Source organism: Bradyrhizobium sp. MI1.10, from assembly GCF_055811035.1.
In genome coordinates, this window is record NZ_JBVVPN010000015.1 from 117,881 (window position 1) to 137,630 (window position 19,750).

The window sequence follows — 19,750 nt, forward strand, 5'->3', positions numbered from 1 at the left end:
GACCGAGAAACTAAAAAATCGCGAAAACAACCCCATGCACAGTAGCCGGCGCGTGCGAAAACAATGACTTACGTTTATCCGAACTTGACTTGACTCGTCGGGCAAAACAGGGGCAGGATGGCATCATGGCGGCGTTGCGGATGGACCGGTCCCTGCCGGCCTAATGCAGCCATCTCACGGGCAGATTCTGCAGCCCGCGAAACGCCCAGCCGCCGATCCGCACCGGCTCGTCGTCGGCGATCTCGAGCCGGACGGCACGGGCGAACAAGGTCGGTAGCGCGACGTCGGCAATCATGGCGCGCGAGGCCCAGGCTCCGGCGCAGAAATGCGGGCCCGCGCCGAATGCGACGCTCTTGGCCGCATCACGCCGCACGTCGAAATGGTCGGCGCGCTCAAAATGCTTCTCGTCGCGGTTGGCGGAGCCGAACATGAGGAATACGCGTTCATCGGTTTCGAACGCGACGTCACGGATCGTCCACGGCTTTGCGATGCGCCGCGGCGACATGCCGATCGGCGAGATCCAGCGGGCGTATTCCTCGAACGCCTGGAGCCACGACACCTCGCCCTTGCGCACGAGATCGAGCTGGTCGGGATGGGTCAGCAGCGCCCACACCGTGCCGGCGATCGCCTTGCGCGGCTCGTTTTGACCGCCGGAGATCGCGAGTTTGACGTTCGCGCGCACGCTCTCCATCGCCATGCCCGACGCGAGGAGCACGCCGAGGATGCTCTGGTCGGGATGCTTGCGCATCACCGGCAGGATGTCGTCGATCGCCGCATCGATACCCGACGTCGCCGCATGGCAACGCGCCTCGACGGCTGCGTCGCCGCTGTAGTTGGCGATGCCCTCGATCATGCCCTGTGACCAGGCGTCCATGTCGGCAAAGCCGATATTGGTGAGGCCGGTGATCGACTTCAGGCATTCGCCGGAGAACGGCAACGCGAAGTCGCGCATGAAATCGATCCGCCCGGGCGCGATCGCGTCGATGATGCGATCGGCATGGGCCTGGAACAGCCCGCTCCAGTGCGCCTTGACCGTCTTCGGCGACACCGTCGGAAACATCGCGCGGCGCTCGACCTGGTGCGCCTCGCCGTCCTTGCGCATCATGTTGTGGCCCATCAGCCGGTTCATCAGGCCTGCAGGCTGATGCGAGGAGAACACGTCGATCTGCTTCTCGGAGATCGAGATATCGTCGCGGCTCGTCAGCAGCGTCGAGCCGAGCTGCGGCACGAAGGCGATCGGCGCCTCCTTGCGCATCTTGGCGAGCATCGGATAGGGGTCGGCCCAGAATGCGGCCGGGTCGATGTCGATGCGCGGCGCCGTGCTCAAGGCGGCCTCCCTTGCTGTGTCCTCGCCAAGCTAACGCCTTCAAGCGCGGCCGTCTGTCCCCAGCGATTGGGACAGGCAGCCTTAGGGCGTGTCTTCGCAACTCGAATGGCCCACGACGGGCGTCGACCGGACATCCGCCTGCGAGCGACCATGCATCAGCCAATAATCGTTCTGCCAGCTCTCATAACCAAGCAATTCGCCAAAGCGCCGTTCGCGATCATCGGACCAGGCTCCGGCTTCGTTTAGGAGCGCAAGCATGGCATCAACCCGCCACTCATGGCCGGGCAACGTGTAGAAGAGGCTCCGATATTCGAACTGCGGCGCGTCAGGACATGCTTCGATCAGCTCGCGTCTTGTCAAGCAACCTTCAGTGACGTGCCTGTCGAACATGCGCCAATATCGAATGCAAATATCTGGCTCCTGGCCAACGATGTCCATGAAATACGCGAGCGGCTTGATACCCCTCAGCATCAAGCCGAGCTCTCTGTTGGTGTGAACCAGATAGGGCATTTGACGAATCTGTTCGGGATCCACGTTGGGCATGTTCATGGTGGCTGAAACATCTCGCAAAGGAACGGCTAACCACGTTCGGCGGCTGCATAGGCGGGGGGCATCGGAAGCTCAATCAACCAATGATAGCATGTGCGTCGCGAGATCAACCAAGGGAAACTGCCGTGACTGGAATGACGAAGCTTCGTTCTCGATTCATGCTCGTTGCCATGTGGATCAGTCTCGTCGGTGCTCTCGTCGTCTTGTTTTCGCTGCTCAACCGGCCAGGCGGTGATCCGCAGCCCTGGGTGATCAGCCTGATCGTATCCTGGTTGCCGTTCCTTGTGCTGGTGGGCGTCTGGCTGTGGTACGCGCGTGCGAGCCGGCGCTCATCATCCGGCACGAGCTGGGTCGATCTCTACGAGCAGCAGGTCGCCGAGAACAGGCGCACCAATGCGTTGCTGGAGAGGATCGCGGCTGCGCTGGAAAAGCCGTCGCCGGGTTAGCTCGCACCCCATTATCGCGGAGACAAAGGATATGCGCTCGAGGATTTTTGCGCAGATCTGGCTGGTGGCCTTGGCGCTCGCAGCAAGCGCTGCCGTCAGCAGGCCAGCGACAGCCGACGACCAACAGGCGTGCTTGAAAGCATCGAACGAAACCGCTGCCGCGACCATCGCCGCCTGCACGCGCGCGATCGAAAGCGGCGACTACAGGGATCAAGACCTGTCCGCCTTGTATCATACGCGCGGCTGTTCCTGGTCGCGGACAAGCCTGGCCGATCGCGTCGACCGCTCCTTGAAAGACTTTACCGAGGCGATCCGGATTGACCCGAAAGCGGCCGGATCGCGGCTCAATCGAGCGCATATCTACAACCAACGGCGCCAGTACGACCTAGCGATCGCGGACGCCAACGACGCATTCGAAAGCGGCCTGTCGGATTATGGAAAGCGGGTCGGATACGGCGAACGCGGCTACGCCTATCAGGCCAAAGGCGACAACGACCGCGCCATCGCGGACTATACCGAGAGTCTCCGGCTCGATGCGAACAACAGTTTCGCCCTCACCTCCCGTGGCAACGCCTACTTCGCCAAGGGCAATTTTGATCGTGCCATCGCCGACTACGATCGGGTGATCGCACTTGATCCGGACTATGCGCGCGACTACTCCGCCCACAGCAGTCGCGCCATTGCGTACCTGTCCAGGGGCGATTTCCATGGCGCCATCGCAGACTTTGACCTGGGGCAGGCGCTATCATGGCTCGCCGCTGCGGCCTTTTTCGCAGTGGTGATCTGGCTGTGTTGCCGAAGGGGCGCCCATGCGCCCGGACGGTGGTCCGGGCCGACGATGGCTCAGATGTGCGAGAATGAACTCGTCGAAAGCAAGCGCAGGAACGCCGCCTTGGAGGGTATCGCGGCGGCTCTGGAGAAGCGATCGTCGGGTTAGTCAGGGTTTCCCGCCAGCCCCGCTCCACTTCGTTTCGTACCCGAGCTCATCATTCCAAAACGCCCGCGATACGGCGTGTGAACCGGCGGAATCCAACGCGTAGATCTCTCACCCTGAACATGAGGGTTATGAGCCATTCTGGCGTTCCCAGATGACGGAGTGTCTGCGCAATCCCCTGATCCATGCTCTGGCTCATATTCTGGTCGGTATAATGCGTGCTCCCCTCACGGCACCAATCAAGCCTCCAAGCGATCTCTTCTCGCAGCGCGTCGACGCCCGACAGACGCCGGGCAAAATCCCACTCTCTTCTGGCGCAGATCCGCTCAATCCGGGGGCGGACGGCTTCATAGTAGTGGATGCCCCAGTTCTCGAGCCTTGCATGAGTCGCCTCGTGTACGATGGCGGATGCGATCCATTCGACTGTCGTGGTTTCAGAATCGACGACACGCACGTCGAGCAGGCAGGCGTTCATTGAATGCTGATAGCATCCGGCGCCGTGCGGAACCAATTGCACCCAGATTCGAGAAAGGCTCTTCTGGATGCGCCGGTAGTGAAGTGGAGCAAACCGTTCGATCAGCCGCAGCGCGGTTTCGACGCGTTGCAGGGCTTGCTCGGGATCATCCGATGAAAAGCATCCGATCCAGAGACCGTCGACCACGCGGCTTTTCGACAACCACAGCTCGATTTTCTCGGTAAGCGAAGGTCTTTTCACTGAGGCGCCGCGAGACATGTGGCCAACGTCTTTTTCGAATAGGTTAGCATGTCTCAACACAATACGGGGGCACCGCTTCCGCTGGTTTTACGATTTGGTTGCAACTTTATCGATTGCAGGGCGATGTCCGCATCGGTTTGGCACCGGGCCCGAGATCCGGCCCTATCCCGGCAGCAGCCGTGCAGGACGAAGTTTCGATTTCGCTTATGGGCCAGACCCGTCTCTCTTCCCATATAGTAGAGGCTGCTGAAGCGAAGAGAACATGAGCGTGGCGGAAATCATTCGACGCGCGATTGAAATCGGTGAACGGAACGGCAAGATTACCTTCGATGAATTGAATCAGCTGTGTGACAGCAGCACACTTGATCCCAAAGACGTTGAACGCGTTCTCAGCGCCCTGAGTGACGCGGGGGTTTGGGTTGAAGGAGACTGAAACCTGACTCTGGTTATATCGCTCTACAAGGGGTCATAGAGCGACAGTCCCGGAGGGCGGGCCGCGTGCCCGCCTTGCTCTCGGAAGCAGGAACTCGCGGGCCTGGAGTGCCCCTTAGTTCAGGCCGCGCGGGCCGGCGAGCAGGCGCAGCACGATCGCAAACAGCTCGCTTTGCGAGGAGATGCCGAGCCGTTCATAGGCGCGCTTGCGGTACGTCAGCGTCGAATGCAGGCTGATTCCGAGCGCCTGCGAGATCGCCTCGGAGCTGAAGCCGGAGAGGATGCGCCGGCAAACGTCCTGCTCGCGCGGAGTGAGGCTGGCGAGCGGCGCGCGCGTCGCGAAGAGTGCATCGAGAGACTGCTCGGTCGTCGCCGCCGAGCTGTGCTGGAAATGGCGTGCCACGCTCGCACTGATGGCCGGTGCGAGGGCCTGAAGCCGCGCACGCTGGGCGTCGCTGAAGCGGCCCTGGACAGCGATGCGATAGAAATTGACGTAGAAGCAGGTGTCGTCGACCCAGATCGCGGTCGCGCATTTGTCGACGATGCCGGAATCCACAAAGAACAGTTTTCGGTAGCGGGCGCCGTACATGCGCGGCGCGAAGGAAGGCAGCACGAGCGTCGCGCGGCCCTCGCCTTCGAACAGCGCATCGCGGTTGGGATCGGATTGGTGGAACTGCCCGGCATAGGCGGCGCCGAGATCGCCGCCGATCGGGATGTTGCCAGCATCGAGCAGGCAGTGTGCGGCGCCCGCGCGGCTCAGCGCGAACACCATGCAATGCCCGACCCCGGCCTGCCGGCGCAGTGTATCGATCAGGATATCAGGGAAATCGGGGCGACCGATGGCGAGCACCGCGGGCGTGACATCGGCCGTCGCTGCATTTGAGGCCGTCCGTTGAGGCCGCATCGTTTTCTCCCTGTCGCGTTTTGCCGAAATTTATCAGCAATGGCAAGGCGACGGAAGATGGGTGTCGCCGGGATACGCGGGCCCGATGGGTGCCGGCCCTGCGCAGCAAGGCTAACGGTTCGGGAAGGGAATGAGGATCACGCCGAACCAATGCGCTCGACGAGCTCAAAGCGTTCACACCAGAGCATCATATCCGGCGCATAGAGTCCGAGCCGGGTGAAATACCGTGTATGCGCCTCGCGCCAATATTGCAAAGAGCGGTCACCTTCACCTTCGTCATAGGCAAACGCCTCATCGACTTCATTGAAGCGTCGCTTCGTGAGTTCGATCGTCTTGAGAACGGCTTTCGGAATGCCTTGTCCATCGACAACGACCATCGATTTCCCGACCTCCGCAGACAGAAGACCCTGAATTTCCGCCCAGCAGGTCGCACGCTTGGTTCCCGCAAGGACCAGTTCAAGGAGCCTGTGGGCGAGATCAGGACTATCACCGAAGGAAAACGTCTCGAGACTATGCCAGTCCATGGGCGAAACACTGATGCTCATGTTTAATGGTGTCAAGACGCAACGCGCCCGGGCGAGGCGCGCGGCCACTTGGACACCCGGAACGCTGGCGTCGACCGATGGCGCGCCACGTCTTCCGAACCGCGGATTTCGCGATCGGGCGATCAGCGGCGCGCAGGAGAGGCTGACGTTTTTACGGGGACGCGAATATTGGCGGTGGTCCTGCGAGGGAGCACAATTTCATGAAAAGTCGGCTATTGATCGCAGTGCTTGCGAGTGCTCTCGCCGGCGCAGCCTTGAGCTGGGCTTACTTGCGAACGCACATTACGACCGTCGTGACGGAGGGCTGTCGTCGCAGTCCCGAGGGAATTACGGTGTGGTCCCGCGCCTTATAAGCCGTAGGGTTTGTGGCCAATGCACAAGGCTTGGCTCTACAACCTCGGTGATCGCTCCGCCCAACTTTTTGTGGCTTGGCAGATTTCCATTGCTCGGGTGTAAGCAGGGCGTGTCGTCGTGCGGGCGAGATAGGCACGCTCGACTGAACCCGGAGTATAGTTGCCGGTTCGCAGACCAAGCAGGAGAGCGTAGCTCACCGAAATGTCGGCAGCAGTGAACTCGTTTCCGGCGAGAAACGGATGATTTGAGAGACGCTGGATGACCAATCCCAGCCGGCTATGAAAGGTCTCCAGTGCCCAGCTTGTGACCCGGGCGTTTCGCTCTGCTTCTGGCGCGAGTGCGCGACCGACGAAGACGGCGTTCATTGGCCCGGCGAGCCCAGCCTCTCCCAAATGAAGGAATTGCAGATAGGCGGCGAAGGCCGGATCATCCGGGGCGACGGCGAGCGGGCTCGGGCCGTAGCGAGCGAGGAGGTATTCGAGGATCGCGATCGATTCGACTATGATCAGCTCCCCGTCCTGTAGCGCCGGGATAAAGCCGGCCGGGTTGATCGCAAGAAAATCGGTATCATTCTCGACAGCGAGCAGATCAACCGGGCGCAGCCGATGAGCAACTCCCAATTCCTCGAGCAGCCAAACGACACGGAACCCACGTCCTTCGCCATACACAGTGAGCATAGTTGAGCGTCCTTACGTTGGCCCAAGTGCTTTAATTCGCAGGAGCGAGATGACTACGCATACTGCTATCGCTCGCACATGCACAAGGCTCATCGAATACTCGGCTCGTGCAGCGCCGGTCGTTCTCACTTCATGGGTTCACAGCCTGATAGGCACGCCAGAGGGCGCGATGTCCGTCTTGAGGCAAAGTAGCGGAGATCCCCTACCCCGCCGCCGCCGCCTTCGCCGGCGCGACGCTGACGGCGAGCTTGCCGTAGCGGTCGGTGAAGGCCTCGGTGTCGATTTCCTCGAGCTTGATCTCGCCGCTCATGACGCCTTGCTTCCAGGCGGCCTGCGCCGGATCGTTCTGGAATTCCGGCATCACCTCGCGGCCGAACAGCTCCAGCGATTCGCAGATGTGCTCGTGGCTGTTCTTGCCCGCCTGGTTGAGCAAAATGACCTGATCGATGTGTGAGCCCTGGAAGCGCTTCAGCTTCCTGCGGATCGTCTCGGGCGAGCCGATCAGGCCGCCGCGCAGCGCGGCCTCCTGCGCCTCGGGATTATCGCGCTTCCACTTGTTGTACTCGTCCCACATGTTGACGGTGTAGGGCGCCGGGCGCTGGCGATTCTGCGAGGCTCCGTAGAAGCGCAACGCGAACTGGAAGAAGGTGGCGCCGTCGGCGCGGGCGCGAGCCTCCTCGTCCGTCTTGGCGCACATGAAGAACGACACCAGCGCCATGTTCGGGTTGATCTCGTAGTCGGCGAGCTTGGCGAGACGTTTGGTCATGGCGTTGTAATAGGCGTGCACCCAGGCGTGCGCGGCATCCGCGCTGACGAACTGGAAACCGAGGGCGCCAAAGCCGTGGCGGCCGGCGCGCTCGATGGTCTGTAGTTGCGAGCAGGCCATCCACAGCGGCGGATGCGGCTTCTGCACCGGCTTCGGCACGACATTGCGCAAGGGGATGTCGAAATACTTGCCGTGATGCTCGCTTCCCGCGTCCTTGAACATCGGGAAGATCGCGGCGACGGCCTCCTCGAACACCTCTTTCTTGGTCTCCATGTCGCGGCCGAACGGCGTGAGCTCGGTGATGGAGGCGCTCTCGCCCATGCCGAATTCGCAGCGGCCGTTGGAGAGCAGATCGAGCACCGCGACGCGCTCGGCGACACGCGCCGGATGGTTGGTGGTGAGCTGGAGGATGCCGTGGCCGAGCCGGATGTTCCTGGTGCGCTGGCTCGCGGCCGCGAGAAACGATTCCGGCGAGGGCGAGTGCGAGTATTCTTCGAGGAAGTGATGCTCGACGACCCAGGCGTGGTCGTAGCCGAGCTGGTCTGCGAGTTCCATCTGCGAGAGCGCGTTCTGGTAGAGGCTGAGCTCGTCGCCGGCCACCCAGGGACGTGGCAGTTGCAGCTCATAGAAGATGCCGAACTTCATGACGCCTCTCCCAACTGTTCTTGCCGCTTATATTTTTGTTGCGGGCATCTTAATGGATGGGGCGACGCTGTCTACGCAGTCGCAATTCCGCCTTGCGGGAGAAGGTGCTTTTCGGCGCGGCGGCCATTCAGGACCACACCGATGAAGGTGAAGCGCACCAGCAGATGATAGCTCGCCAGCATCGGAGGAAGCGCGACGATCAGAATGATCGCGAACTTGATCAGCCCGGGCCAGTCGAGCTGCGACAGCGCGACCTGCAGCGCCATCACGATCGGCAGGTGGATCAGATAGAGCCAGTAGGATGCATCGGCGAGATAGCGCCACATCCGACTGAAGCCGGACATGAAGCGGAGGGCGAGGCCGAGGACCGCGAAGGTGGACACCCAGATCGCCGGTGCGTAGAGGATGGCGGAGATCAGCCTCAGCGTGGCGAAGCTGACCGGCAGTTTCGGCGCGACAGGCCACGACAGCATCACGCCTGACAACGCGAAGCTGACCAGGACCAGCAAGAGCGCGAGCAGGACATATGCCAGCCAGCGTCGCTCGATGAGCCGCAGCAGATCGACCTGCCGATGCAGGAGCCAACCGACGCCGAATGCGGTGCCGAAGCCGATCCAGGCCTGCGCGTTGGTGACGAGCGATTGATCCGGCGTCCTCACGCCCATCACGTTGATCCATCGTGGGTCGAGGCAGAAGGCGATGCCGATCGGGATTGCCAGAACCAGGGGAGCCAGCGGATTTCGCATGATCCGCGCGAAGACCCGGTCAAACACTGTTCGTAGCGTACCTGATATATCAAGCCGGACAATTGCGCCGCGCAGCAGCAGCGTCGCGAGATAGAGTTCCAGCAGCACATACAGAAACCAGAGATGGGTCAGGGGAAACTTGGGCAGTGCCGGCAGCCAGCCGGACGTGGGGTGGGTCAGACCTCCATTTGGAAAGTGAGATGCCCAGCTCACGATCAGAGCTATCGGCATGAACACGAGTGGCCAGCCGATCACGAACGGCAGGCCGATCCGCTGCAGCCTGTCCCTGACGAAGCCCCAGCTCCCCCGGCGCTGAAAGCTCATGCGGGCAAAGAAGCCCGCCATCAGGAAGAAGGTCGTCATCCGGAAGACGTGAATGGTAAAGGACACTAGGCCCAGAGCGACGCTTGGATGGGTATCCTGGATGATCCAGAACCGGGGCGAGGCTGGCACAAACGACAATGTCGCGTGCAGGACGATGCCGAGCAGCAAGGCGCCACCCCTGACTGCGTCGAGAGCATGGAGCCTCTCCGATACAGGGGCTGCGGCGTTCGAGTGGGACATGGATAGGCTCGTTCCGGCTGGATGGGAATTTATGCTGGACGGTTTAGCCAATCGGCACAGGGCCTTCTCGCCTGATCCAAAAATCGGCTAGCCGATTTCGCGGCGCGGCTGGCTGAGTTCAGCGCTGTCGGGCCGGCTCAGCGCCTCGCGCCGGAATTCGGTCGGAGTTACGCCGGTCTCGGCCTTGAAGGCCCGGTTGAAAGGTCCGATCGACTGGAAGCCTGCATCCATCGCGATGGTCAGCACCGGGACCTCGCGTTGCGTCGCGTCGGACAGCGCCAGCCTGGCGTCCTCGATACGGTAGCGGTTGAGGAAAGCATTGAAGTTGCGATAGCCCAGTCCTTCATTGATCGCTTGGCGCAGCCGATGCTCGGGAACGTCGAGCCGCGCCGCGAGCGCTCCGATCGCAAGACCCTCCTGCCGATAGGTTCGCTCCACGGTCATCAGATGGTCGAGACGCCGCAGCAGGATCGGGTCGACGACGACCCGCCCCGCGGCGCGATCGGCGACCCGGGCCTGCCTCCCGGCCTCGCCGGATGCGATCGCGGCCGTGGCGTCATCGACGGCCATCGCCGGCGCGCTGAAGAGGCCGATGCCGGCAAGCATGGCCACTACGAACAGCCCGAACGCGGTCGGGAGACTGCCGGGCGCTCCGGGAACCGCGACGGGAATTGCGGCGAAGCCGGCGACGGCGACTGTCGCGATGAGCACGACATTGATCGCAAGCATCGCCAGCCGCAGTCGGCGTCGCCGCGCGACCAGATCGGCTCGCCAGGTCTTGACCGTCTGAACCGCGGCAGCGAGGGCCAGCACCAAAGTGGCCAGAGCCAGGACTCGCCCGCCTGCGCCGGCCAAAACGGGCCAGTTCGCCCAGCCCAGCGTGATCGCAAACCCGAAAGCCACGAGGCTCAGCCACACGGCGCCGTGCCAACGCCTCAGCACGAAATCGTCGTCGAACGCGACGCGCGCCGAAGACAGCAGGCTGCGCGGACAGGATCGGCAACGTCCACCACCAAGCCGTTTTGGGCAGGCTGGGCGCCGTCGCGATCGCATAGAATATGCCGCCTGCGCACATCGCGATGCCCAGAAAAGCCTGTTGGCCGGTCGCACGACGCAGCAACGCCACGAGAACGATCAACAGGAACACGCCGCTCGCGGCGCCGCGAAGTCCGAGATCAATCGCCGTCAGCCCTGCCGCGTTCACCACTCGTATCCCCGTTCGATGCCAAACTGTCGCATCGCCTTCGCACGGGTACAACCCAAACTTGCGCTTCTAGTCTGGCGGCAGCCCATCATCGCAACTCGACGGATTGATCCAGATCAAGGCGTCAGCGGCCCTGCTGCATCTAAGGTGCGGCAAGGCAACGGCCCGGATGCCGTCCCAATCCCCACATTTCAGACGAGACCGAATATGTCGGCCCCCGACGACGCGACTTCGCGCGTGCGCCGTAAGCGCATGGAGATTTTCGCTTTCCTGTTCCTGACCGCGATCGTGATGCCCGTCCTCGCGGTCGGAACGGTCGGCTCCTACGGGCTCGGCGTCTGGATCTACCAGATGTTCGCCGGCCCTCCCGGCCCGCCTCCCTCCCCGCATTGATCCCTTAAAGCGAAAGACAGGCATCATGGCCGAATCCAAACTCAACCGCCGCGCATTGATTACCGGCCGGGTGCTCAGCGCCGACCGCATCGTCGCGCCGCCCGGTTGCGAAATTGCCAGCATCATCGTGCAAGCGCGCCCCGAGCGTCTGGACCAGCTGGAAGCCGCGATCACCGCCCTTGCCGGCTGCGAGATTCACGGCCGCGACCCGCGCGGCAAGCTCATCGTCGTGACCGAAGCGCCTGATGCCGGCAGCCTCGGCACCCTGCTCAACACCATCCAGTCGCTGCCCGACGTCTATTCGGCGGCGCTGGTCTTTCACGCCATCGAAACGGCTTAAGGCCGGGAGAGTCGTCATGACATCGCCAAAGCTCGACCGCCGCCAGATGCTGAAGCTCGAGGCCGCCGCCATCGCGGCCGCCGCTGCGGGCATGCCGGCACCGGCGCTCGCCGCGAACCTCGTCGCCGAGCGCGACGTCGCCGAACTGAAATGGGACAAGGCCGCGTGCCGTTTCTGCGGGACCGGCTGCTCGGTGATGGTCGCGACCAAGAACAATCGCGTCGTCGCCACCCACGGCGACATCAAGGCCGAGGTCAATCGCGGCCTCAACTGCGTCAAGGGCTACTTCCTCTCCAAGATCATGTACGGCCACGATCGCCTGACGCAGCCGATGCTGCGCAAGACGGCGGGCAAATACGACAAGAACGGCGAGTTCACGCCTGTTACCTGGACCGAAGCCTTCGACATCATGGAGGTGAAGTGGAAGGAGGCGATCAAGAAGCGCGGGCCGAACGGCGTCGCCATGTTCGGCTCCGGCCAGTGGACGATCTGGGAAGGCTATGCGGCCTCAAAACTGTTCAAGGCCGGCTTCCGCACCAACAACATCGACCCCAATGCACGCCACTGCATGGCCTCCGCCGTGGCCGGCATGATGCGGACCTTCGGCATCGACGAGCCGGCCGGCTGCTATGACGACATCGAGGCCACCGATGCCTTCGTGCTGTGGGGCTCCAACATGGCGGAGATGCACCCGATCCTGTGGACGCGCCTCGCCGACCGCCGGCTCTCCGCGCCGCATGTCCGCGTCGCCGTGCTCTCGACCTTCGAGCATCGCTCGTTCGACCTCGCCGACATCGGCATGGTGTTCAAGCCGCAGACCGATCTCTATCTGCTGAACGCCATTGCCAACCACATCATCAGGAGCGGTCGGGTCAACAAGGACTTCGTCGCCGCGCATACCATCTTCAGGCGCGGCCAGACCGACATCGGTTATGGTTTGAGGCCGGAGCATCCGCTGCAGAAGAAAGCGACGGGCGCGGCGAAGGCCAACGATTCCACCGAGATGAGCTACGACGAGTACGTCAAGTTCGTCTCCGAGTACACGCTGGAGAAAGCGGCCGAGATGTCGGGCGTGCCGCTCAATCGGCTGGAGGCGCTGGCCGAGCTCTACGCTGATCCCAAGACCAAGGTTGTCTCGTTCTGGACCATGGGCTTCAACCAGCACACCCGCGGCGTCTGGTGCAACAATCTCGTCTACAACATCCACCTTCTGACCGGGAAGATCTCCTCGCCCGGCAACAGCCCGTTCTCGCTGACCGGCCAGCCCTCGGCCTGCGGCACCGCGCGCGAGGTCGGCACCTTCTCGCACCGCCTGCCGGCCGACATGGTCGTCACCAACAAGGAGCACCGCACCAAGGCCGAGCACATCTGGCAGCTGCCCGAGGGCACCATTCCCGACAAGCCCGGCGCCCACGCCGTGCTGCAGAGCCGGATGCTGAAGGACGGCCTGATCAACGCCTATTGGGTGCAGGTCAACAACAATTTGCAGGCTGGTCCCAACGCCAACGAGGAGACCTATCCGGGCTTCCGCAACCCCGACAATTTCATCGTGGTCTCGGACGCCTATCCGTCGGTGACAGCGCTCGCCGCCGATTTGATCCTGCCGACCGCGATGTGGGTGGAGAAGGAAGGCGCTTACGGCAACGCCGAGCGGCGCACGCAATTCTGGCACCAGCTCGTCCCCGCGCCCGGCGAGTCCAAGTCCGATCTATGGCAGCTCATGGAGTTCTCAAAACGCTTCAAGATCGAGGAGGTCTGGCCCGAGGAGCTGATCGCCAAGAAGCCGGACGTGCGCGGCAAGACTCTGTTCGACGTGCTCTACAAGAACGGCCAGGTCGACAAATTCCCGACATCGGAGATCGAGGACGGCTACGCCAACGAGGAGTCCAAGGCGTTCGGCTTCTACGTGCAGAAGGGCCTATTCGAGGAATATGCCGCGTTCGGCCGCGGCCACGGCCACGACCTCGCGCCGTTCGACGCCTATCACCGCGAGCGCGGCCTGCGCTGGCCCGTCGTCAACGGCCAGGAGACGAAATGGCGCTTCCGCGAGGGGAGCGACCCCTACGTCAAGCAGGGCACCGAGGTGCAGTTCTACGGCTATCCGGACGGCAAGGCGCGCATCTTCGCCCTTCCTTACGAGCCGGCGGCGGAATCGCCGGACAACGAATATCCCTACTGGCTCTCGACCGGCCGCGTGCTCGAGCACTGGCATTCCGGCACCATGACGCGCCGGGTGCCCGAGCTCTACAAGGCCTTCCCCGAGGCCGTGTGCTTCATGCATCCTGATGATGCGCAGGAGGCGAAGATCCGCCGCGGCGACGAGGTGAAGGTGGTCTCCCGCCGCGGCTTCATCCGCGTCCGCGTCGAGACGCGCGGCCGCGACCGGCCGCCGCGTGGCCTCGTCTTCGTGCCGTGGTTCGACGAATCCAAGCTGATCAACAAGGTGACGCTGGACGCGACCGATCCGATCTCGCTGCAAACCGATTACAAGAAGTGCGCCGTGCGCATCGAGCGGGTGAACGTGTCATGATGAAACGATTTGGAGTAGCGCTGCTCGCAGTCGCGATCGCGGCTGGCGCGAGTTCGCTGACCGCGCAGACGGTGACGTCAGGCTTGCGCGGCCCGACCCCGCTCAACGACGAAGGGCCGGCGCCGCCGATGCTGCCGAACCGCAACACCTCCGAAAGGGAAGTGCGCAACTATCCGGAGCAGCCGCCGGTGATCCCGCATGCGATCGACGGCTATCAAGTCGATCTCAACGGCAACAAGTGCCTGTCCTGCCACGCGCGGGCGCGCATCGCGGAATCGCAGGCGCCGATGGTCTCGATCACCCACTTCATGGATCGCGACGGCCAGTTCCTGGCTTCGATCTCGCCGCGCCGCTTCTTCTGCACGGAATGCCACGTGCCGCAGAACACCGCCAATCCGCCCGTCAGCAACGACTTCACCGACATCGACACGCTGCTGTCGCGCGCAAGCCCCGGTGGCCGCCGATGACGACGACCGCTGATGAACCCGGCGAGGGAATGAAGGCCAAGGGCGGCTTCGTCGCGCGAAGCTTGGACTTTGCGCGCGAGCTCTGGCAGGTGCTGATCCGTCCGAGCTCGGTGTTCGGGCTTGGTGTGCTGGTGCTGGCGGGCTTCATGGCCGGCGTGATCTTCTGGGGCGGCTTCAACACCGCACTGGAATTGACCAACACCGAAAAATTCTGCACCGGCTGCCACGAGATGAAGGACAACGTCTATGCCGAGCTGAAGTCGACCATCCACTTCGCCAACCGCTCCGGCGTGCGGGCGACCTGTCCGGATTGCCACGTGCCGCACAACTGGACCGACAAGATCGCCCGCAAGATGCAAGCCTCCAAGGAGGTCTGGGGCAAGATCTTCGGCACGATCGATACCCGCGAGAAATTCCAGGATCACCGGCTCGAGCTGGCGGCGCATGAATGGGCGCGCTTCAAGTCCAACGATTCGCTGGAATGCCGCAACTGCCACAGCGCCGATTCCATGGACATCACCAAGCAGTCGCCGCGGGCCTCGGTCGCCCACCAGCGCTTCCTGTTCACCAAGGAAAAGACCTGCATCGACTGCCACAAGGGCATTGCCCACCATCTGCCCGACATGCGCGGCGTTCCCGGCTGGCAATAGGGGTGAGGCCCGCTTGAACCGGCGGGGCGAATGGTTAGTTTGAGGGGCGGCGAATCGCTCCGTTTCGCCCCCTCCTCAAAGCAGACATGGCCACATTCACCCCGCATCAGGATGCCGCGCTCCAGGCCGTTGGCGACTGGCTCAAGGCCAAACCCGGCCGCAACGGTACGCCGCCGGTGTTCCGCCTGTTCGGCTATGCCGGCACCGGCAAGACCACGCTGGCGCGGCACATCGCCGACGGCGTCGACGGCGAGGTGAAGTTCGCCGCCTTCACCGGCAAAGCGGCGCTGGTCATGCGCAACAAGGGGTGCGACGAAGCCTCCACCATCCATTCGCTGATCTATCGCACCCGCGAATCCGGCGAGGAGCAGCCGAGCTTCGAGCTGTGGGACGACGCCCCGGCCTCCAAGGCCAAGCTGATCGTGATCGACGAATGCTCGATGGTCGATGCCGAACTGGGCCGCGACCTGATGTCGTTCAACTGCCCGCTGCTGGTGCTGGGCGATCCCGCCCAGTTGCCGCCGATCCAGGGCGGCGGCTTCTTCACCAACACCGAGCCCGACGCGATGCTGACCGAGGTGCACCGCCAGGCCCAGGACGACCCGATCGTGCGGATGTCGATGGACGTCCGCGAGGGCCGCGAGCTCGACATCGGCCGCTACGGCGAAAGCGAGGTGGTGTCGCGTAAGGAGCTCGATCCTGATCGCGTCATGGCCGCCGACCAGGTCCTGGTCGGACGCAACAACACGCGGCGCGCGTACAATATGCGGGTACGTCAGCGCCAGAACATCGAGGACGTCTTCCCCGTCGCCGGCGACAAGCTGGTCTGCCTGCGCAACAACCGCAAGAAGGGCCTGTTCAACGGCGGACTGTGGCGGGTGAAGTCGCGCAACACCTCGCGCTCGAAATCCCGCATTCTCAGCATGCGGCTGTCGCCGGACGAGGATCTCGGCCACAAGGTGACCAAGGTCTCGGTGCGCGCCGATTGCTTCGAGGGCGGTGTCGAGGCCATCGCCTGGGAGCAGCGCAAGCCCTATGACGAGTTCGACTATGGCTACGTGCTGACCGTACACAAGTCGCAGGGGTCGCAATGGGACGACGTCGTGCTGTTCGACGAGAGTTTTGCGTTTCAGGAGAGCCGGGCGAGGTGGCTGTACACGGGGATCACGCGGGCGGCGAAGCGGCTGAGCATTGTGGTGTGAAGCCCGTAGGGTGGGTTAGCCGAAGGCGTAACCCACCTCTTCTGTCTCCTCGGATCGCAACAGTGGTGGGTTACGCCGAGCAGATGCGCTTTGCGCATCTGCAGGGCTAACCCACCCTACGAAACCTCACTTACCCGCGACGAAATAAAAATCCTCGCGCCCCGGCGGCGAGCCGTAGGAAAACGGCTGCTGCTCGTGCTTGGTCACAAGCCAGACGTCGTCGCGGACGATGTCGAACAGTTTTCGGATCTCGACGCGCGGCACCTTGATTTCGCGGGCGAGCGCGGTGGCGAACGGGCTGTCGGCGCCGCCGTCGCCGTCCATCGCGGTCTCGCCGTGCTTGGCGGCGTAGACCACCATGAAGCCGGCGCCGGGCTCGATGTTGGAAAAGCCCTTGTCCACCAGCTTGAGCGACAGCGTGCGCTGCATGGTCGGCGCGAACGGATTGTCGCGGCAGGCATCCAGCATGACCAGACGCACTTTTCGCGCAGCGCCCACCGCCGCGATCACCTGCTCCAGCGCAACCGCCTGGGTCTCGGCGTCCCTGTCGGCGGCAAGCTTGGCATCGACGGGAACGAGATAGTTAACGCCGCCGATCTCGAAACCGTGGCCGGCGTAATAGACCACCGCCCAATCCGCCTTCTCCGCTTCGGCCGCAAACGTCTGCAACGCTTCGAAGAACTTGTCGCGGGTGAGGTCGCTGACGGATATCACGGTCTGGAAGCCAACGTCGCGCAGCGCGGCCGCGATCATTTTCGAGTCGCGTGGCGGATTGGGCAAGGCGTGGACGTTCTTGTAGGCGCCGTTGCCGATCACAAGTGCCACACGGCGCCCTGCGGATCCGGCTGACGGCTGCGGTGTCAGCGCAGCCAATCGCTCCTGCGCGATGGCGCGGGCGCGCGCGACGTCGAGCTCGTCGAACTTCGTCAGCGAATAGGCCGCCGCACGATAGTCGGCACGGGCCTGGGCGAGATCCTTCTTGCGCTCGTAGATCTGGCCGCGACCCGAATGTGCGCGCACATTGTTCGGGTTGATCTGGATCGCAATGTTGTAGTCCTTCAGCGCGGCGTCGAGATCGCCTTTCAGCATGTTGACGTCGGCGCGATTGTTGATCGCGTACGTGTTCTTCGGCTGCTTCTCGATCAGGCCGTTGCAGTCGGCGAAGGCCTGGTCGAACTTGCCCATCATGCCGTAGGTGATGCAGCGATTGCCGGTGATCTGCTGCGCGGCCGGTTCGATCTTCTCGGCCTCCGCGAAATCAGCAATTGCGCCGTCAAAATCCTGCATCAGCGTGCGCACGCGGGCGCGGTTGGTGTAGCCGAGCAGGAACTTGGGCGCGTATTTGATCGACAGGTTGAAATCGTCGAGCGCGCTTTGCAGCGCACCCCGGCGCAACTGGATGATGCCGCGGTTGTTGTAGGGGACACCGTAGGTCGGGCGCTTCTGGAGCGCGAGGTTGTAGTCCGCCATCGCATGGTCGTCCTGGCCCGTCCGCTCATAGGCGAGGCCGCGCAAATTGAGCGTGACGACATTGTCGGGATCGAGGTCGACGGCCATGGACAAGGTCTCGATCGCGTGGCCGTAGTCGCGCTTGTTGATCAGCGTATTGCCGCGCACGGAGAGCGCGATGGCCTTGTCCTTGCCGGTGACACGGTCGGCGTTGAGCAAATTGTCGCAGGCCTGCGCCCTCGCCTGCGCATCCGCCTGGCGGTCGCGGCAAAGGGCGAGGTCGTCGCCGGGTTGCGGTGCGCCCGCCGCGATCGAGTTCCAGCCGGGCAGGATGGCGAGAACGACGATGAGGGTCAGGGATGCGACGCGCAGCATGTTGTCAGGTCAGCTCCAGCCATCATTCTTTAGGTCGATCACCGATCGCGCCGGTTCATCTAGCGCGGAGTTCCGGTCCTCGCCAAGCCGGGCTGCTCCAGGCGGCGCGTTTCACAGACTCGTGTCCGTCCGGCCGTAACAATCGCCCGGTCCGCCCGTATCTCGAATGTCCGAAAATGCCGGCCAGGCTGTTCGCCCGGCCCCAACCGCCCTAGACTGTCAGACCTTCGGAAAGAGGATCGCCATGCGCCGACCTGCCGTCCTGTCCCTGCTCGCCGCAACCACCGCCCTGACGCTGGCCTTTGCCGCGCCGACCCGGGCCGCAGAGGATGCGGTCGTGATCCCCGCTCCTGCCGTTGATGCGGCGCCCGCAAGCGGGATCCAGACCGCCGTGATCGCCGGCGGCTGCTTCTGGGGCGTGCAGGGCGTGTTCCAGCACACCGCGGGCGTGGTCAACGCGGTCTCCGGCTACGCCGGCGGCACCAAGGCGACAGCCGACTACCAGACCGTCTCGAGTGGCCGGACCGGCCACGCGGAATCCGTCGAGATCAAATACGACCCGAAGAAGATCTCCTACGGCAAGATCCTACAGATTTACTTCTCGGTGGCGCACGACCCGACCCAGCTCAACCGGCAGGGCCCCGACAGCGGCACGCAATATCGCTCGGCGATCTTCACCACCTCCGACGAGCAGAAGAAGGTGGCCGAGGCCTATATCGCCCAGCTCAACGGCGCCAAAGTCTTCAGCAAGCCGATCGCGACCAAGGTCGGCGCGCTGGAGGCGTTCTATCCGGCGGAGGCCTACCACCAGGATTATCTGACCCTGCACCCGAACCAGCCCTATATCGCCTACAACGACCTTCCGAAGGTCGAGAACCTGAAAAAGCTGTTCGCGGATAACTATATCGAGAAGCCGACGCTGGTGAGCGCCAGCAAGGCCACCAACTGATCGCAAGATCACTGAACAAGATCACCGAAAACAAGTTCACCGAAAAAACGGGAGACCCATGCCCGACACCAAGACGAAAACCACGGACGACAAGGTCATCAAGAGCGAACAGCAATGGCGCAACGAGTTGTCGCCGATGCAATACGCGGTGCTGCGCGAGAAGGCGACCGAGCGTCCCTTCTCCGGCGAATATGAGCACGACCACCGCACCGGTACCTATACCTGCGCCGGCTGCGGCAATGTGCTGTTCGAGTCCGACGCGAAGTTCGATTCCGGCTGCGGCTGGCCGAGCTTCACCCAGCCCGCCGCCGAGGGCCATATCGATGAGGAGCGGGACGTCAGCCACGGCATGATCCGCACCGAGGTGCTGTGCGCCAAGTGCAGCGGCCATCTCGGCCATGTCTTCCCCGACGGCCCGGGGCCTACCGGCTTGCGTTACTGCATCAATTCCGCAGCGCTGAAGCTCGAGCCCAAATAAACCTTGCGCGGGGGGGGGGGGGGGGCCCCGGCCGCCGCCCCGGGGGGGGGGGGGGTTTTTTGGGGGGGGGGGGGGCCCGCGGGGGGGGGGGGCGCCGGCGGGCGGGGGG

At 63.3% G+C, this 19,750-nt stretch carries 20 protein-coding genes and 1 pseudogene; 11 read left to right on the forward strand and 10 right to left on the reverse strand.

The features are described from left to right. Positions 1-160: 160 nt before the first annotated feature. Positions 161-1,327: a cytochrome P450 gene (locus AC0L3K_RS17680; RefSeq protein ID WP_473366514.1), complete on the reverse strand. Its 1,167-nt coding sequence runs from the start codon at positions 1,325-1,327 to the stop codon at positions 161-163. Between the two features lie 81 nt (positions 1,328-1,408). Then, positions 1,409-1,876 carry a hypothetical protein gene (locus tag AC0L3K_RS17685; RefSeq protein WP_473366515.1) on the reverse strand — a complete coding sequence of 156 codons (468 nt, stop codon included), beginning with the start codon at positions 1,874-1,876 and terminating at the stop codon, positions 1,409-1,411. Between the two features lie 134 nt (positions 1,877-2,010). Between AC0L3K_RS17685 and AC0L3K_RS17690 the strand changes: the two genes are divergently transcribed. Continuing rightward, positions 2,011-2,322, forward strand: a complete 312-nt coding sequence (locus AC0L3K_RS17690) for a hypothetical protein (RefSeq protein WP_473366516.1) — start codon at positions 2,011-2,013, stop codon at positions 2,320-2,322. Between the two features lie 31 nt (positions 2,323-2,353). After that, the gene (locus AC0L3K_RS17695) at positions 2,354-3,259 is read left to right on the forward strand and encodes a tetratricopeptide repeat protein (protein WP_473366517.1); all 906 of its coding nucleotides are present in this window, start codon (positions 2,354-2,356) and stop codon (positions 3,257-3,259) included. 49 nt (positions 3,260-3,308) lie between these two features. Here AC0L3K_RS17695 and AC0L3K_RS17700 read toward each other — a convergent pair whose 3' ends face one another. After that, the gene (locus AC0L3K_RS17700; RefSeq protein WP_473366518.1) at positions 3,309-3,989 is read right to left on the reverse strand and encodes a hypothetical protein; all 681 of its coding nucleotides are present in this window, start codon (positions 3,987-3,989) and stop codon (positions 3,309-3,311) included. A 244-nt stretch (positions 3,990-4,233) separates the two neighbouring features. On the opposite strand from AC0L3K_RS17700, the gene AC0L3K_RS17705 reads away from it, so the two are divergent. Next, entirely contained in the window at positions 4,234-4,404 is a 171-nt protein-coding gene (locus AC0L3K_RS17705; RefSeq protein WP_473366519.1) for an RNA polymerase sigma factor region1.1 domain-containing protein, read from the forward strand. A gap of 114 nt (positions 4,405-4,518) precedes the next feature. On the opposite strand, the gene AC0L3K_RS17710 is transcribed toward AC0L3K_RS17705, so the two are convergent. The 6 genes and pseudogenes from AC0L3K_RS17710 to AC0L3K_RS17735 all read right to left on the reverse strand — a co-directional run bounded on the left by AC0L3K_RS17710 (position 4,519) and on the right by AC0L3K_RS17735 (position 10,808). Beyond that, the gene (locus AC0L3K_RS17710) at positions 4,519-5,307 is read right to left on the reverse strand and encodes a helix-turn-helix domain-containing protein (protein WP_473366520.1); all 789 of its coding nucleotides are present in this window, start codon (positions 5,305-5,307) and stop codon (positions 4,519-4,521) included. A gap of 137 nt (positions 5,308-5,444) precedes the next feature. Next, positions 5,445-5,852, reverse strand: coding sequence for an ASCH domain-containing protein (locus AC0L3K_RS17715; RefSeq protein ID WP_473366521.1), 408 nt, complete (start codon positions 5,850-5,852; stop codon positions 5,445-5,447). A 389-nt stretch (positions 5,853-6,241) separates the two neighbouring features. Then, on the reverse strand, positions 6,242-6,883 hold the full coding sequence (locus AC0L3K_RS17720; RefSeq protein WP_473366522.1) for a glutathione S-transferase family protein: 642 nt from the start codon (positions 6,881-6,883) through the stop codon (positions 6,242-6,244). 202 nt (positions 6,884-7,085) lie between these two features. Further along, the gene (locus tag AC0L3K_RS17725) at positions 7,086-8,294 is read right to left on the reverse strand and encodes an LLM class flavin-dependent oxidoreductase (protein WP_473366523.1); all 1,209 of its coding nucleotides are present in this window, start codon (positions 8,292-8,294) and stop codon (positions 7,086-7,088) included. A gap of 71 nt (positions 8,295-8,365) precedes the next feature. Further along, entirely contained in the window at positions 8,366-9,604 is a 1,239-nt protein-coding gene (locus AC0L3K_RS17730) for an acyltransferase family protein (RefSeq protein WP_473366524.1), read from the reverse strand. 87 nt (positions 9,605-9,691) lie between these two features. Beyond that, a pseudogene (locus AC0L3K_RS17735) lies at positions 9,692-10,808 on the reverse strand (AraC family transcriptional regulator). Between the two features lie 207 nt (positions 10,809-11,015). Between AC0L3K_RS17735 and napE the strand changes: the two are divergent. From napE to AC0L3K_RS17765, 6 genes are all read left to right on the forward strand, one after another. Further along, on the forward strand, positions 11,016-11,201 hold the full coding sequence (gene napE / locus AC0L3K_RS17740; protein ID WP_007596178.1) for a periplasmic nitrate reductase, NapE protein: 186 nt from the start codon (positions 11,016-11,018) through the stop codon (positions 11,199-11,201). A gap of 25 nt (positions 11,202-11,226) precedes the next feature. Further along, on the forward strand, positions 11,227-11,541 hold the full coding sequence (locus tag AC0L3K_RS17745) for a chaperone NapD (RefSeq protein WP_473366525.1): 315 nt from the start codon (positions 11,227-11,229) through the stop codon (positions 11,539-11,541). A 16-nt stretch (positions 11,542-11,557) separates the two neighbouring features. Continuing rightward, positions 11,558-14,071, forward strand: coding sequence for a nitrate reductase catalytic subunit NapA (gene napA, locus AC0L3K_RS17750; protein WP_473366526.1), 2,514 nt, complete (start codon positions 11,558-11,560; stop codon positions 14,069-14,071). Then, positions 14,068-14,538: a nitrate reductase cytochrome c-type subunit gene (locus tag AC0L3K_RS17755; RefSeq protein ID WP_247287669.1), complete on the forward strand. Its 471-nt coding sequence runs from the start codon at positions 14,068-14,070 to the stop codon at positions 14,536-14,538. The genes napA and AC0L3K_RS17755 overlap by 4 nt, the downstream gene beginning before the upstream one ends. Then, entirely contained in the window at positions 14,535-15,188 is a 654-nt protein-coding gene (locus AC0L3K_RS17760; protein WP_007596182.1) for a NapC/NirT family cytochrome c, read from the forward strand. Before AC0L3K_RS17755 ends, AC0L3K_RS17760 begins: the two co-directional genes overlap by 4 nt. A gap of 86 nt (positions 15,189-15,274) precedes the next feature. Next, positions 15,275-16,390, forward strand: a complete 1,116-nt coding sequence (locus AC0L3K_RS17765) for an ATP-dependent DNA helicase (protein ID WP_473366527.1) — start codon at positions 15,275-15,277, stop codon at positions 16,388-16,390. A gap of 126 nt (positions 16,391-16,516) precedes the next feature. Here the strand turns inward: AC0L3K_RS17765 and AC0L3K_RS17770 are convergent, their stop codons facing one another. Then, positions 16,517-18,214 (reverse strand): caspase family protein, encoded by a 1,698-nt coding sequence (locus AC0L3K_RS17770; RefSeq protein ID WP_473366528.1) that lies wholly within the window; start codon positions 18,212-18,214, stop codon positions 16,517-16,519. Positions 18,215-18,458: 244 nt separating this feature from the next. Here AC0L3K_RS17770 and msrA point away from each other — a divergent pair, with 244 nt between their 5' ends. Both msrA and msrB read left to right on the forward strand, forming a co-directional pair. Further along, positions 18,459-19,163: a peptide-methionine (S)-S-oxide reductase MsrA gene (gene msrA, locus AC0L3K_RS17775; RefSeq protein WP_473366529.1), complete on the forward strand. Its 705-nt coding sequence runs from the start codon at positions 18,459-18,461 to the stop codon at positions 19,161-19,163. 58 nt (positions 19,164-19,221) lie between these two features. Beyond that, a complete protein-coding gene (msrB, locus tag AC0L3K_RS17780) occupies positions 19,222-19,641 on the forward strand; it encodes a peptide-methionine (R)-S-oxide reductase MsrB (protein WP_473366530.1) in 420 nt (139 codons plus the stop codon). The last annotated feature ends 109 nt before the right edge of the window (positions 19,642-19,750 follow it).